Origin of the sequence: Oribacterium sp. FC2011, from assembly GCF_000701645.1 — a bacterium.
Taxonomy (GTDB): domain Bacteria; phylum Bacillota; class Clostridia; order Lachnospirales; family Lachnospiraceae; genus Oribacterium.
On record NZ_JNJM01000015.1, the window covers coordinates 50,078 to 64,049 of the forward strand.

11 protein-coding genes and 1 pseudogene are annotated in these 13,972 nt (G+C 35.2%); all 12 read right to left on the reverse strand.

Annotated features, from left to right (window positions below):
* Positions 1-4: 4 nt before the first annotated feature.
* Positions 5-721: a phosphocholine cytidylyltransferase family protein gene (locus tag T357_RS0112810; protein ID WP_242840111.1), complete on the reverse strand. Its 717-nt coding sequence runs from the start codon at positions 719-721 to the stop codon at positions 5-7.
* 1 nt (position 722) lies between these two features.
* Positions 723-1,748, reverse strand: a complete 1,026-nt coding sequence (locus T357_RS0112815; RefSeq protein ID WP_031553320.1) for a phosphotransferase — start codon at positions 1,746-1,748, stop codon at positions 723-725.
* Positions 1,749-1,763: 15 nt separating this feature from the next.
* The gene (locus T357_RS0112820) at positions 1,764-2,678 is read right to left on the reverse strand and encodes a LicD family protein (protein WP_031553321.1); all 915 of its coding nucleotides are present in this window, start codon (positions 2,676-2,678) and stop codon (positions 1,764-1,766) included.
* A 106-nt stretch (positions 2,679-2,784) separates the two neighbouring features.
* Positions 2,785-3,022 (reverse strand): annotated as a pseudogene (locus tag T357_RS22345) (CatB-related O-acetyltransferase); the annotation flags it as partial.
* A 350-nt stretch (positions 3,023-3,372) separates the two neighbouring features.
* Positions 3,373-4,899: an oligosaccharide flippase family protein gene (locus tag T357_RS0112830; RefSeq protein WP_031553329.1), complete on the reverse strand. Its 1,527-nt coding sequence runs from the start codon at positions 4,897-4,899 to the stop codon at positions 3,373-3,375.
* Positions 4,900-4,907: 8 nt separating this feature from the next.
* Positions 4,908-5,951 (reverse strand): hypothetical protein, encoded by a 1,044-nt coding sequence (locus T357_RS0112835; RefSeq protein ID WP_031553333.1) that lies wholly within the window; start codon positions 5,949-5,951, stop codon positions 4,908-4,910.
* Between the two features lie 12 nt (positions 5,952-5,963).
* Positions 5,964-6,500, reverse strand: a complete 537-nt coding sequence (locus tag T357_RS0112840) for a GNAT family N-acetyltransferase (protein WP_031553336.1) — start codon at positions 6,498-6,500, stop codon at positions 5,964-5,966.
* Positions 6,501-6,515: 15 nt separating this feature from the next.
* Positions 6,516-7,646, reverse strand: coding sequence for a DegT/DnrJ/EryC1/StrS aminotransferase family protein (locus tag T357_RS0112845; RefSeq protein ID WP_031553339.1), 1,131 nt, complete (start codon positions 7,644-7,646; stop codon positions 6,516-6,518).
* Positions 7,647-7,751: 105 nt separating this feature from the next.
* Complete coding sequence (locus T357_RS0112850) at positions 7,752-8,864, reverse strand: hypothetical protein (RefSeq protein WP_031553342.1); 1,113 nt, start codon at positions 8,862-8,864, stop codon at positions 7,752-7,754.
* Between the two features lie 34 nt (positions 8,865-8,898).
* Positions 8,899-10,044 carry a glycosyltransferase family 4 protein gene (locus T357_RS0112855; protein ID WP_031553345.1) on the reverse strand — a complete coding sequence of 382 codons (1,146 nt, stop codon included), beginning with the start codon at positions 10,042-10,044 and terminating at the stop codon, positions 8,899-8,901.
* A 28-nt stretch (positions 10,045-10,072) separates the two neighbouring features.
* Entirely contained in the window at positions 10,073-11,743 is a 1,671-nt protein-coding gene (locus T357_RS21805; RefSeq protein WP_242840112.1) for a glycosyltransferase, read from the reverse strand.
* A 156-nt stretch (positions 11,744-11,899) separates the two neighbouring features.
* Complete coding sequence (locus tag T357_RS0112865; RefSeq protein WP_031553351.1) at positions 11,900-13,777, reverse strand: polysaccharide biosynthesis protein; 1,878 nt, start codon at positions 13,775-13,777, stop codon at positions 11,900-11,902.
* Positions 13,778-13,972: the final 195 nt, after the last annotated feature.

Below are 13,972 nucleotides of genomic sequence, written 5' to 3' on the forward strand. Positions count from 1 at the left end.
AACCTTATTTACCTCTATGTATCTCTTGAGCTGTCAACAAATCATCGACTGTATCCACTTCTGACCATTTCTTTCCGGCAATGTCCTCGCAAAAAAGCTGAAAGTCATGAAACATAATCATCTGCACAAGACTATCCTCAAAGAACTGATCATACATATTACTATTAATCATTGAGTCAATTTCTCCCTTAAGTAACCGTGATGATACAGGATCTAGTTTAGTCATACAACAATATTTTGCCGTAAAGTTTTCAAGTTTCTTTGACATAACCAATACTTGGTCACCTTGTGTCACCGTGTTATAAGCTCCTGGACGAATGTAAGATGAGTCCACAAGAACATAAGGATGATCTGTAGGTACAGTTAAATAAGCTCTGATTATTTCATCTGAGAACACAACATCTCCATGAACAATCGCAACATTCTCACGTTCTAAATAATCTCTGGCAAACCATACGGAAGAAATAGAATTTGTAACCTCATAAAACGGATTCATGATAAACTTCACATTCTCTCCATCAAGTTCCTTTTTTATCTCCTCTGACTTATAGCCGACAACCACAACAATTTCAGCATTTTTATCAGATTTACGTATAGAACGTACCATCCTCTGAAGAACCGTAGTACTCTCATCAAGCTTGTAACTTGTCTTTGCATATTTAAGTGTTAAAGGCTGTAAATTAATTCCTTTCCCAGCGGCTAAAATAATGTAAGTCATCATCTTACTTCACCTCCTCAAACACGCCTATTTCATGGTTTAAGAAGCTTAAGTCTTCCATAGTACATGTTTTTACAGCTTCTAACGCAGCATCGTATGCTTCATCATCCACTTTCACGCCATAGAGTGGTAATGTTACGAGACTCATGTTCTTAGCGAAATGATACCATTGTTCCTTAAGCGGTCCAACCCCCTGCCCTTTACTAAGCTTCAGCATAGACCAATGCATAAAAAACCAACCGGTAATAGCAATATAAGCATAAAAATGACGGCGTTGAACATCCGTAGGCTTACGTCTGTAATATGTGAAAAGAATCTGATCAATCTCGGCCAGAGTATGTGTTCCACCACAAATGTATGAACCTATATCAAATCCAGGATCACCATATCCACCATACTCCCAATCAATAAGGTGAATCTCTTCTTTATTGATTAAGAAATTCACATCACGTGCGTCACCATGTATGTTGCATTTTTTGATGCCATCATATTCAGTCAATTCAGCAAGCTTATAAATACGAGACCTAATATTTTCAAAATCTGGAAAATGACCATATTTATCTGGCTCTATCTGCTCTTTGATCCCTTCAGCTTTTTTTATTACATCAAAATTCCAACGAACATGGCAAGGAGCAGCATGAAGTCTTCTGAACAACATAACTGCTCTAACCATATCGTTAAGATCCTTATAGTTGAAATCATAATGCTCAATAAAACGCCCAATGCGCCAACCATCATCCACATCCATAGCTACAAGCGTTGTGTCTATTCCTGCATCTTCAACTATCTTCTGCATTATAGTTTCACGACCACGCTCCACAAGAATTTCAGAGCCCAATCCAGGATGACGATAAACATATTTACCACCATTAAGTTTAAAGGAAAGAACCACATTAGTTAATCCAGCCTGAACCGGCACAAGATCGTCAATATCCTTCTCTTCGCAATCAAAAACTTTGCATATGGTGCTTACCACTGCCTTTTTGCTTTCTTCTGTAAACAAACCACCAGTTGTTTGTATAGCATTCATGCATTTGTCTCCATTTTATTTTTTTGTATTTTCATAATATTGCTTATAAGATATATCTGGATCATAAATAATCTTTCCGCCATGCCATGCCGCTCTCTCTTCTTCACTCGGGAATGACATATAATCCCCATATATCCTTTTCAATACCCTGTCATATTCTCTAGGTATAGGCAATTTAATGGATTCAAATGGCACATATATTACATCTTCTAACTCATCCTTATAGACCCAATAATTCCTAAGATAATACCTTCCCAAATCGTATAATCCTAGTCTACTTGTTTTTTTAGAATACATACTTGTAATAGCATAATATTTTTTTATCCAGTAATTATATTCTTGAGATTTGCCTATATACTTACAAAAAGAATTAACAAATCTGTCAATCGGCTTGAAGACACGACCTTCGGAATTATATGTATCACAAATCGTACGAATAATTCTCCATCTAGTATATTGCATTAAAAACAGAAATTTATTCTCTATATACCCATCTAACACATACACATCTATCGCAATCCCATTGTTGTAATCAACACTATCATTCCATGTAATAATACCTGTGGTTTCACTATTTCTAAACCTTCCATGAGGGCAAAAGAACTTAGTATCATTCTCTGCAGTCTGTAAAAAATACGGATATTTAAATTCGCTTGAAGCAACTTCGCATAATTTATTATAATCATCCCTTGTTAAGCAAACATCCATGTCATCATCCCATGGAATAAACCCCTTATGTCGAACAGCTCCAAGAATTGTACCTGCAAAAGCGCAGACATGAATGTCATGTTTATTACAAACTCTTAACAACTCGTTCATTAAGTCCAGCTCAACGGCCCAAATCTTTTTCAGCCGTTCAGAAACTCTACAACCGCACCTTATTTCCTCTTGATAAAATGAATCATCTATTATACTACTTTTCCAAGGCATTTATTCTATCCCCTTTTTTCAATGCTTAACCAATAATTATATAGCTCATCTACAGCACTACTTTCAATCAGATCTTTTGCTTGAATAATCCTATCTGCATCCCAATTCCACCATTGTATTTCTAACAATTTCGCAACACTATCTTTATCAAAGCGATCCTTTATACGCTTTGCCGGAACACCACCTACCAAGGTATATGGCATTACATCTTTGGTTACTATAGATCCTGCCGCTATAGCAGCACCATCACCAATTTTTACGCCAGGTAAAATTATCACTCTTTCCCCTATCCAAACATCATTACCTATTTCAACATCTCCTTTGTACACTAAATCGTCCTTGGTACAACGTGTAGAAAGACCATGAATAATACTCCCAAGGCCATAAGCAGAAATCCAGTCAAGGTGATGGTCACTAACCAACTGTATACTGACATCTCGAGCAATTGCGCAGAATTTCCCTATCGTCAGCTTCGCAATACCCCCCCCAGTTCGAACAAATGGGCATCCATATGTGTAATCTCCAATACTTACATCTGTCCTTTTCCTTAAGCACTCATTGGTTGAATATGCCCATTTTCTTATATCTTCCATGCATAGATCATGACTAATTATTCTCTTATATTTCACATATTTAATTATTTTTTTTATCATGTATATAATTTGCCTCCCCATTCTATGCACAAGCTCATAAATTAAAAACTCTTTTTTCTTCCTACAATCAACTTAAATAGTCCTTTTACATATTCTTTTTCTGTATTATTCATACCAAATAACCATAGAACAATTGCATATACGCAACCAATTAGTGCAGTATTAGCTAATAGGCCACACCAACCAAAGAATGGATTAAATCTATAAATAAAAAAACCGCACACCATTGTTATCAATACGCTCAACCACAAATGTGAAAGTAATTCTCTATAATATATTTTTAGACTAATCCTTAATTTCTTCGAATATAAGATATTTTTTACAATAATCCCACAAAACAACATTGAAAAAGCCGTTCCTATTAGTACCCCCATAATTGGATCCCATTTGATCAAAGAAATTGAAATAATCAAATTCAATGCTATTACTGTTATATTTAAAAATGCCCATTCCTTCAGTTCCTTCTTAGCTGTTAACATATAATCGCCTACCGCTTGCGTCATTGTAAACATCGATATGGTCATTAGTATAACAGATACAGCATAAGCTTTTTGATAATCCTCTCCAACCCACAAAGTAATAAAATCTTTTCCGATAATAATAAATACCATCCACACAAAAGACAATAGCATAAATGCAAAACGCCCAATCCTGATCATCTCCGTACAAAGTTCGTTGGGAGAAGCTTGTTTTTCAACCAATCTTACCACTCCTGGCATCAGCACGTTGTTCATAGCATACCCGACATGTTCAAAATAATATTCCAATTGCAAGCCAGTACTATATACAGCAATAAGCACCGCCGATGATGAAACAAAAGCGCCAAGAAGAACTTGATCTAAATATCTATTAATTTGTGTTGTTACCATCATAATAAAAATCCAACCGGAAAACCCTACTAACTCTTTGGCAAAATGTCTATCAATACTATTCAATATTAGTTTCACCTTTAATTCATACTTCACATATAGAATTAAAATTAACCGTGTTATTATGGTCAATATCAGCTGTACAATTACTATTCCGATACTTCCCATTCCCAGCTTTAATAATATATATATCAGAATTCCACGAACTATGATTTGTGCAATCAGCACAGATTTCTGAAATTTAAAACGTTCGAATGATATTATTGTGTTCGAAAAACCAGTTGTTCCTAATGATATTGCCGCATTGCAAGTTGTAATTGTGAGCAGCTGTCTCATTTGAAATAATTCCTGGTTGGATAACCCTTTGCCAAATAGAAATGGAGACAAAAATATAAGAATCCCTCCTATGACAAGAGTTATTACACCTATAGCTCCATATATAATTGTTGACAATCCCACCGTTTTAGAAATACCGATATTGTCATCATTGGCCCTGTATTTAGAAACATACCTGACTACCGTCTGACCCATGCCAAGATCTAAAAGAAGCAAATATGTAGTAATAGACTCGCAAAGCTTGTATACTCCATATTCTGCATTGCCTAAAGTCCTAATAATATACGGTGTCAAAAGAAAAGTCACTATTACTTCTAACCCTGTATAAAAAAAAGATAAAATAATGCCAGTTCTACGATTCATTTATATATTTAGTCCTTCCGATTTGCTAAGATTTTTTCTGCAAAATCCTTGGAGTAATTAATATCGAGTAGTTGCTCACTAAATATTTGGATAATCTGCCCACCAAAAGTGAATACATTTTTATTCCAAAAATCTATCGGCGTAGTAGGAAGTTGGTATACTGTTGATGGAGCAACTGAATAAACATCTTTTCCGAAAAATGGTGGCAAATAATTATGACTTCTAAAATCTCCCTCGGTAAAAAACAAACAACTAGATGCATACGCCATAAGCACTGACTGTTCTTCCAAACTACTACATTTGTATCTTATACAATTTAAAACATCTTTGAATTGAGATCCACTATCATTATTTCGTCCAGTACTAAATTCTAGTAACACTACTTTCATTTTTTTTGCAATCAAGTTAATAATCTCTTCTGGTTCTGCAAAGTCTTTAGATCTTTGTACAATACTTCGACTTCCCATTTGACAAAGAACATAATCGTCATGCAAACTAAAATTTAGCTGGCTTTGAATAATCTCTACAAGCTCTTCTTTAGCATTTAACTTGATATATTCATTATTTTCAACATTTAATTTATCGTATATGTTACGCTTGTCTCGATGTTTCCTTCCAAATTGTAATCCTCCTAAATATGTGCATTTATCACTGAACACGTATTTTATAGTCTGATTCTTGCCAAATATTTCTTCTATCTTTGGTTCAACGTATGAGATAATTTGTCTTTTTAACGCTTTATTATATGAGTAGTTCTTTATAGAATATGTACCATTGAAAAATCTTTTATTACAATACTTGTCATAATCACTATATAATTTTATATTTGGGCAATTAGATCCGTATCCTGTGGCTATACTGTTCTTAAAATATTCTAATTCTGAAATATCAACGTATAAATCAGCTGTCTCATATAGAATAGATAATCCTTTTCTAGATGCAATAACTACTTTATCATTCCTTTCTATTCCACGGCTAAATTTCCTTACTACACCTTGCCAATTTAGCAATTCATAACCAAATTCACCTAGAAAAGCAAATACATATATCATTGTTTTTCCTTCCTACTGTTGAAGACTATAATCACTCGATAGTATCGCCATTCTCAATACATCTACATATTTTCCTTCATTATTTACTGCTTCTTGTTTAAGTATTGCCTCTTCTATTAGACCAGCTCTCTTCATTAAGTCTATTTCATCCTGATTCTCCTTAAATACAAAGGTATATACTTTATGCATATCATATTCTGTAAATGCTATATCTAGGAGTTGCCTAATAGCTATACTCTGACTCTCTGTATTCCATTCCTGATCATCAGATGTGAAAATACATAACTCACAACGATGATTCTCATGATCTAAGTCTTTTAAATAGATAGTAGCTATAGGATAAGATGCCACACCATAATCTTCGTCTATACGTTCTACTATAAACTGTTTATACTTTTCTGTTTCAATATAATATTTGAAGAAAGCCTTATTGGATTCTATCGTAACTGGAATCTTACTAAAGCAATGTGCCTTAACTTTGTCTGAATTACGCCACTTAACTATATTCGATCCATCTTCCAATTTAATAGGTCGTAAATAGATTCTCATCTGCTGCCCCTTTCTTTAGCAATACATCTTTCCAAACTCTTTAATCTTATCGATTACCACTTGTACTTCCTCCTCAGTCAAACTCTGATGCATAGGCAGACAAAGCGTGTTATCAGCTGCGTAATCTGCATTCGGAAAATCTCCACCAACACCATAATGAGGAACACGATGAAGTGGGAAATAACGATACGTTGTGTAAATGTCCCGCTCACGTAAATACCTTGCGAGATCATCTCTCTTCGCGTTCTTAAGCTGAATATGATAGAAGTAGAAGGATGATCGACTTCCTTCGTCCAAAGGTAACGGAAGATCTAGCCATTCAATATCCTTAAGCCCTTCATTATAAGCATTGTGAACAGCTTCTCTTTTCTTCATGAACATGGGAAGCTTCTTAAACTGCTCAATAGCCATTGCTGCGGTAACATTATTCATAATTGCCCTATGGCCATATGCTGAAATATCAAATTCCCACCACTTTTGAGCAACACTATTCTCATAGCCACTCTTTGCCTCTAAACCGAAATAAAGCCATTTATCAGCCTTTTCACGTACTTCCGGATTCTTGAAATGCAAAATAGAACCATCTCCACAAACAAGAATTTTCATTGCGTCAAATGACCACATAGCCATATCGCCATCCGTACCCAAAGCGTGCCCATTATATTTTGACCAAACGCCAGCAGCACAATCCTCTATAACTTTTAACCCATGTGCTTCAGCCAACGGCATAATCTTATCCATTTCACAAGGGATACCGCCAAAGTGAAGTAAAAGAATCGCTTTAGTCTTTGGTGTAATTACCTTTTCGATATCCTCTGCTCTGGCATTTAGTGTTCTTGGATCTACATCACAAAGCACAAGCTTAGATCCATTTACGCACACAGCATTGCCTGCTCCTACAAAACTCACAGTTGGCACAATAACCTCATCACCTGGTTCTATCCCCATCAAATGCATAGAGCTGAAAAGTCCTTCACTGCAACAATTTGTTGAAAGTACGTGATCTGGTGTTGTTCCAAGGTGCTCTGCGTACATCTTTTCAAAGTCAGAAACAAGCTTTCCTTTTCCAATCCAATTAGATTCAAATACTCCCTTAATAGCATCAAGTTCTTCTTGCCCTAAAGTAGGCTGCATTACGTTAATCATTATTTTCTAACCTCCAAAATTCACAAAATAACTACAAAATTATTCAAAACACATTTATGTGCAAACACTGTACCCCGTGATATTTCCAAAACGGTCTCCTCCTCACTATGATAGTTCTTTACTGTCTAATGTCTTTGTCGCACACATTCCATAGTACATAGCTGCTAGCGGCAAACTTAACTGTATTCCTGATAACATCACTATTGTGACAGTTATAGTAATTGCTTTTCCCAATCTATGATTCGCATATCCACTGTATATACTTTTCCAAATAGGGATAAAAAAAAGCAAAGAAAACACGCCCAACTCATAAAACACTGATCCAAACCCACTATGAAGAAGATTTCCCCCAGATCCTATTGGTGTAGGTACACCATGTCTAGAAAAAGATCTTATAATGCTATTCAATCTCGAAGAGGCGCTAGCATCTGTCGAGAAGAAAGCCATTGGATCACTTAGTAAACGTAGAATAATTTGCACCATGCGACTGTTCTCCCTAGTTGTCATCAAATAATGTAACAAGATAACAACAACCACTGCCGCAATCAAAACATATAAGATGTGTAATGGTTTTAATTCCAAAACATTTATCGCTGTATATACACCAGCAAATACTACAAAATATAAAAGTGCTGTTGTTGATTGCGAAAACAAAAGTACTTGTATCACTGAAAGTGCACAATATAAATGCTTATGTTCTTTGTAGCTTAATGCAAATATAAAAAAGAAAAAACACATATATCCATAAAACGATGGTTCACTTGCCAGCCCACACACACCTCTATTCGCTGTCGTTCGATGAGAGGGAATCAAAAATAACAGAAAATTACGACTAATAAATGTTTGTACTAAACCCGCAAAAAACCATATCCAATTGTATAATTTTGAAACTCTTTCAAATTGTGTATATTTTTCTCTATCAAACAATGAGGCTGCAACTAAAAAAACAATTATTACACTAACATAACTAAATAATCTCTTTATAATAGCTGCAATAGGTACAAATGCAATACTTATTATTGAAATCATAGTAATGATAATGCTTAAGGAGACTATATATTTTGAGTGAAAAAGTCTCAGTTTTCCTTCAATCAGAATTATCAAAAATGCAAATAGCAACGCAAAAGGCTGCATGTCAGTTCCTTTACCTATGCCTAAGAACGGAAAAAAACAAAAAAATATAAATAAATGATTTACAATAGCGGCATTCTTATACATCTTTTACCTTATTAATCTCTGAAATACTCACATCTTATTTGTTGTATAATTTAATGGTTTTTTCAAACATATCTCTATATTTCTTTTTGATAACGTCCATATGTAGTTTATTTGTATATCTTCTTGTATTATCTACAAGCTGCATATACTGTTCATTATTCATCTGCGCAATCTTTTCTAATGAATCAATAAAGTAACTCTCATCATTAATTGCACAACAATATCCAGCGCCTTCATCCTGCACACTATCCCAAGGAGTGGTTCCCTTTGATATAACAATCGGACAATCATGACATAATGCTTCTACAATTACATGTCCGTAGTTTTCTGAATGGGTGGGATGTAATAAACAATCATACTGAAGATAGACTTTTTCTATTTCTGTAAGAGGAAGAACACCTCGATATGTGTATTTAACATTTTTAGGAGCTTTTTTTATTTCTTTTTCACATTCAGCCCAATAATCCGGATCTTCCTTCGGCCCATAAATATCAAAAAAAATATTCGATTTTAACTGGTTAACAAGCTTTATAGAATAAAGCTGATTATTCTTCTTTTGTATTCTTGATGTTGCAACAATTCTTAAAGTTCCGCTTTTCTTATTAATGTTCTCTTTAAATGCTCTTGTGCATGGAATGTTTTCAACTAAAAAAATATTGCCAGTCTCAACCCCCAACCTATTTATGATATCGTCTCTTTCTGCTTGTGATGTCGCTTGAATCTTAATACCTTTCAACATATTTCTAGTTCTTAGCATCCACAAATATGGTATTTTTTTCCACCACTTGCTCCTGATCCTATCAATGCTCAACTCACCACGAGGAGCTAAGATCATTGGAATTCTTTTTTTCTTTGCTATTGTGAGTAATGGTAAAGTAAGTTCCGCCAAAAAAATGCTTGAAGAGTAAATAACATCAGGCATCTCTGTGTCAATTATCAACTCAAACTCTTTCTTATTAAATCTACTATCATCTAAATAAAGAACTTTCGCTTTTCCAACAGAATTCCATCCATCGTCAATATCTTCATATCTATTTTTTTTCAAGAAATCATGATCTTTACATACTATTTTTACGTCAATCTCTTCGCCAAACATTTCCGAAAAATGATACATACTTGTTACAGGTCCGCCATAACGCTGCCCTGGAATATATCCCATATAAAACAATAATATCTTCATAAATACACCTTTTTACATAACGGATTTACTAACTTAAAATTGCTTTAACTATCTCGATACCAACACACTCAATAAGATATAAAGGACCATACGAATTAACTCTATAACAGTTGTAGCGGTCTCGTACCCTTTCCAGGCTCTTTTTTAAACTCTTGTTATTACTTGTCCCACCCATCATGAAGTTTGCAAGTACCACGTTTTTTATTTTTATCCTCTTACCAGCCCTTCTTACTCTTAAAAAAAATTCAAAGTCATCATGAATCCCTACACATCGATATAATCCTATCTCTTCATATGTTTTTTTCGTCACAAAACTCGTAGGATGATTCCAATGTCGACTCGTAATATATTTGTCTTTTCGGCTATGTTTAACAATTACTTTTCCATCTGCTTTTACTAAATTAATATCCGCATAGAACATATCAAAAGGACTTGAATTATAAGTCAAAGCAACTGTTTTCAACGCATTTTTTTCATACCAATCACCAGAATTTATTATCCCAACAATATCGCCTGTCGATTTTTTAATTCCTTTATTCATAGCATCATATATACCATTATCTGGTTCGGAGGAAATAATATATCTGTACCCCTTTCTTATAAATTGTGATCTATATGATTCCGCTATCTCAACAGTTCTATCCTTAGATGCACCATCAATAATGATATATTCAACATCCCCATAATAATCTTGAGCCAACACCGACTCTATAGTTTTTCTTATTTCAGATTCTGAGTTGAAACAAATCGTAATTATCGAAAACTTAATATTAAAGTCAGATTTTAATTGTTTTTGAAGTTCTTGATACTGATTTAATTCTGTGCGAGCTAAAGAATCTTTCAAACTATACTTTTGATACTTGAAGTCATACTTAGATATCGTCTTGTCGTATGTAAGATTTCCAAATACCTTATTGACCAATCCTCCAATCTTTCCAGATACCCTAGAGGCAATCCTTACACCGAAACCCATAAATTTGCTAAGAACTACTTTGTTACCATGAAGACGCCCTATGTATTTAACCATTTTACTCGTATTCGCGTATGATTCATTCTGCGGCCAAAAAATACCACCTTCACCTCTTATCATCACCTGACATAAAAACTCACAGAGGTTCTCAATGTAGAGCATCGATCTCTCGTTAACCACATCCGGAAACATGAGCACTTTCTGCGCAAATCTAGATAGTTTCGGGTAATTACCTTTACTACCCTTCCCATAAATCATCGGAGGTCTAAGAACTGTAACAATAAAGTCATCTCCTGCAAGTTCTCTCACACCTTTATCAGCTTGCCACTTACTGTCTCCATAGAAGTTGTCTGGGGATGGTTCTGTATCTCTAGTAATCACTTTCTTCTTGCCACATGGAGCAGAGTCGCCATAAATTATAGCAGATGACATAAACACAAACTGTTTCACACCATCTGCTTTTGCCTTCCTGCAAGTTTCTATCGCCAAATTTGTATTAACAGCATAATACATAGCCTTCATAGCCTCATCGACTTTTCCGACATCAACATGAGCCAAACCAGCTACATGAAAAACACAATCATAGGAGCCAAAATCTTCTTCTCTCCATCTCGTATTTGTCATATCTATTGTATCTATTTCGAATTCAGAACTATAATGCTCTTTAACATACTCCTCAAAATTTGTTCCTATATATGAGTTAGCCCCTGTAATGAGCACTTTCTTCATAATATGTCATCTCCAATTTTCGACTTTACATCACTTCTGCCATCAGCAAATAAGAACTATACACGTTTCTAGACAATAACCCTTAATATAAAGGTTGTCAAGTTTTAGCACAAAAAGACAGCATAGCCATTCCGACATGCCATCTTTCTTCTTAAACTATAAGTCCTCATGGTATGTAGGAACTACTTCTTTGACAATTTTTTTTATATCTGTACATTCGCTCTTCGACTCTTCATCAAGCATTCTAAGCTTATCCATAAACTTATCATCATCCATATCTATCGGATGTCCTATATAAATAAGCTCATTCTTTGTTTTCTGCATTCCCTCTTCACCCATAAGGAGTTCTTCATAAAGCTTCTCCCCGGGGCGAAGTCCTGTTATCTTTATAGGAATACCGTTTTCATCAGGAGTAAATCCTGAAAGCTTAATCATATTTCTCGCAAGATCCAGAATCCTCACCGGTTTTCCCATATCAAGAACGAATATTTCCCCCCCATTTGCATAGTGACTTGCCTCAAGGACAAGAGATACCGCTTCCGGTATAGTCATAAAATATCTTATGATGTTTTCATCCGTGACTGTAACCGGTCCTCCTTCTGCTATCTGCTTTTTAAAAAGAGGAATAACAGAACCGTTGGAACCAAGTACGTTGCCAAATCTTACAGCCATAAACACTGTTTCAGGATGCTTTCTACTCATCATCTGTATGATCATTTCGCATATTCTCTTGCTAGCGCCCATGAGGGAGGTGGGGTTAACCGCCTTATCTGTAGAGATGAGAAGAAATCTCTTTACACCATTCTCTGCTGCCGCCTTGGCAGTTTTATAAGTTCCCATAACATTATTCTTGATAGCTTCATTTGGGCTCTTTTCCATAAGAGGAACATGTTTATGTGCCGCCGCGTGGTAAATAACGTCAGGATGATACTCTTTTATGACACTTTCTATCCTTGACTCATTTCTAACTGACCCTATAAGCGTTACCAAGTCAAGTTCAGGATACTTTCTTTTAAGCTCCTGCTCTATAGTATAAGCATTGTTCTCATAGATATCGAATATGATAAGCTGCTTTGGCTTTGCTGCAGCTATCTGTCTACAAAGTTCGGAACCTATAGAGCCCCCTCCACCTGTTACCATGATAACTTTGCCCTTGATAGCCTCAAAAATCTCATCAAGATTGATATGAATCTCATCTCTTCCCAAAAGATCTGTAATCTCAACATCCCTTATCTTAGCTATGGTGACTTCGCCACTTACGAGCTGGCTTATGCCTGGAACAGTCTGTACTTTGCATCCGGTTTCCTTGCATATATTGAGAATATCTGCCTTTTCTTTTGGCTTGGCCGTGGGAATTGAAAAAATTATCCTGTTGATGTCATATTTTTTTACAAGTTCTGGAATATCATTTCTTGTACCTTCTACCTTGTGTCCCTCGAGATACCTTCCCTGTTTAAGAGGGCTGTCATCTACTATAGCTTTAACTATAAACTCCCTCTTGTTGCTTAACTGCTGTTCTTTAAGTATCTCTCTGGCAGCTTGTCCTGCGCCGATAAGAAGTACATTGTCTACACCCATATCTTCCCGAACAAATCTGTCATCATTTACGATATATCTTACAAGCCTATATCCAAAACGTATCATGAAGCAGAAGAATAGACTTATAATATATGCCATAAGAATTACACTTCTTGGAATCCTGATAGGGCCAAATATATCAAACACAGGAAGAATAACCGCAATGACGGCATAAGCTAATATAATATGAGCGACTTCCGATACACTGGCAAATCTCCAGATGCTGTGATACAACCTGAAAATGTAATAAACTACAAAGGTTATGCTTATAGCAAAGGGTATGAAAAGTATTACTTTATTAATCTCCTGTGTAGGTGTATTGGATATAGAAAAGTCAAATCTTATCCATAATGCCAAAAAATAGGAAAGGGCTATAGTAAAAGCGTCTGCAAGAACTATCATAAAGAGTCTCTCTGCGTACTTTCTTTTATTACTGTTTTCTATCATACTATCCATGTTAAACTATCTCTCCCCACAATTTACTAGCCTTAGAAAGGATTTATAAATCGTTATCTTTTTAAACCTAAACAGTATACCATTAACCCAAGTGAATCACAACAAAAATGAGTGTGTTGTTGAGTCTCCTTCAAGATAAGAGCCACCGGAACACATAACTTTTACTTCTATCCCAATGACTTATTACTTACTATC

Excerpts from the sequence above, each read along its gene's own strand:
- T357_RS0112855 (WP_031553345.1), bottom strand. The coding sequence starts at position 10,044 with ATGAAGATATTATTGTTTTATATGGGATATATTCCAGGGCAGCGTTAT.
- T357_RS0112830 (WP_031553329.1), bottom strand. The coding sequence starts at position 4,899 with ATGAATCGTAGAACTGGCATTATTTTATCTTTTTTTTATACAGGGTTA.
- T357_RS0112810 (WP_242840111.1), bottom strand. The coding sequence starts at position 721 with ATGATGACTTACATTATTTTAGCCGCTGGGAAAGGAATTAATTTACAG.
- T357_RS0112850 (WP_031553342.1), bottom strand. The coding sequence starts at position 8,864 with ATGTATAAGAATGCCGCTATTGTAAATCATTTATTTATATTTTTTTGT.
- T357_RS0112815 (WP_031553320.1), bottom strand. The coding sequence starts at position 1,748 with ATGAATGCTATACAAACAACTGGTGGTTTGTTTACAGAAGAAAGCAAA.
- T357_RS0112835 (WP_031553333.1), bottom strand. The coding sequence starts at position 5,951 with ATGATATATGTATTTGCTTTTCTAGGTGAATTTGGTTATGAATTGCTA.
- T357_RS0112865 (WP_031553351.1), bottom strand. The coding sequence starts at position 13,777 with ATGGATAGTATGATAGAAAACAGTAATAAAAGAAAGTACGCAGAGAGA.
- T357_RS21805 (WP_242840112.1), bottom strand. The coding sequence starts at position 11,743 with ATGAAGAAAGTGCTCATTACAGGGGCTAACTCATATATAGGAACAAAT.
- T357_RS0112820 (WP_031553321.1), bottom strand. The coding sequence starts at position 2,678 with ATGCCTTGGAAAAGTAGTATAATAGATGATTCATTTTATCAAGAGGAA.
- T357_RS0112845 (WP_031553339.1), bottom strand. The coding sequence starts at position 7,646 with ATGATTAACGTAATGCAGCCTACTTTAGGGCAAGAAGAACTTGATGCT.
- T357_RS0112840 (WP_031553336.1), bottom strand. The coding sequence starts at position 6,500 with ATGAGAATCTATTTACGACCTATTAAATTGGAAGATGGATCGAATATA.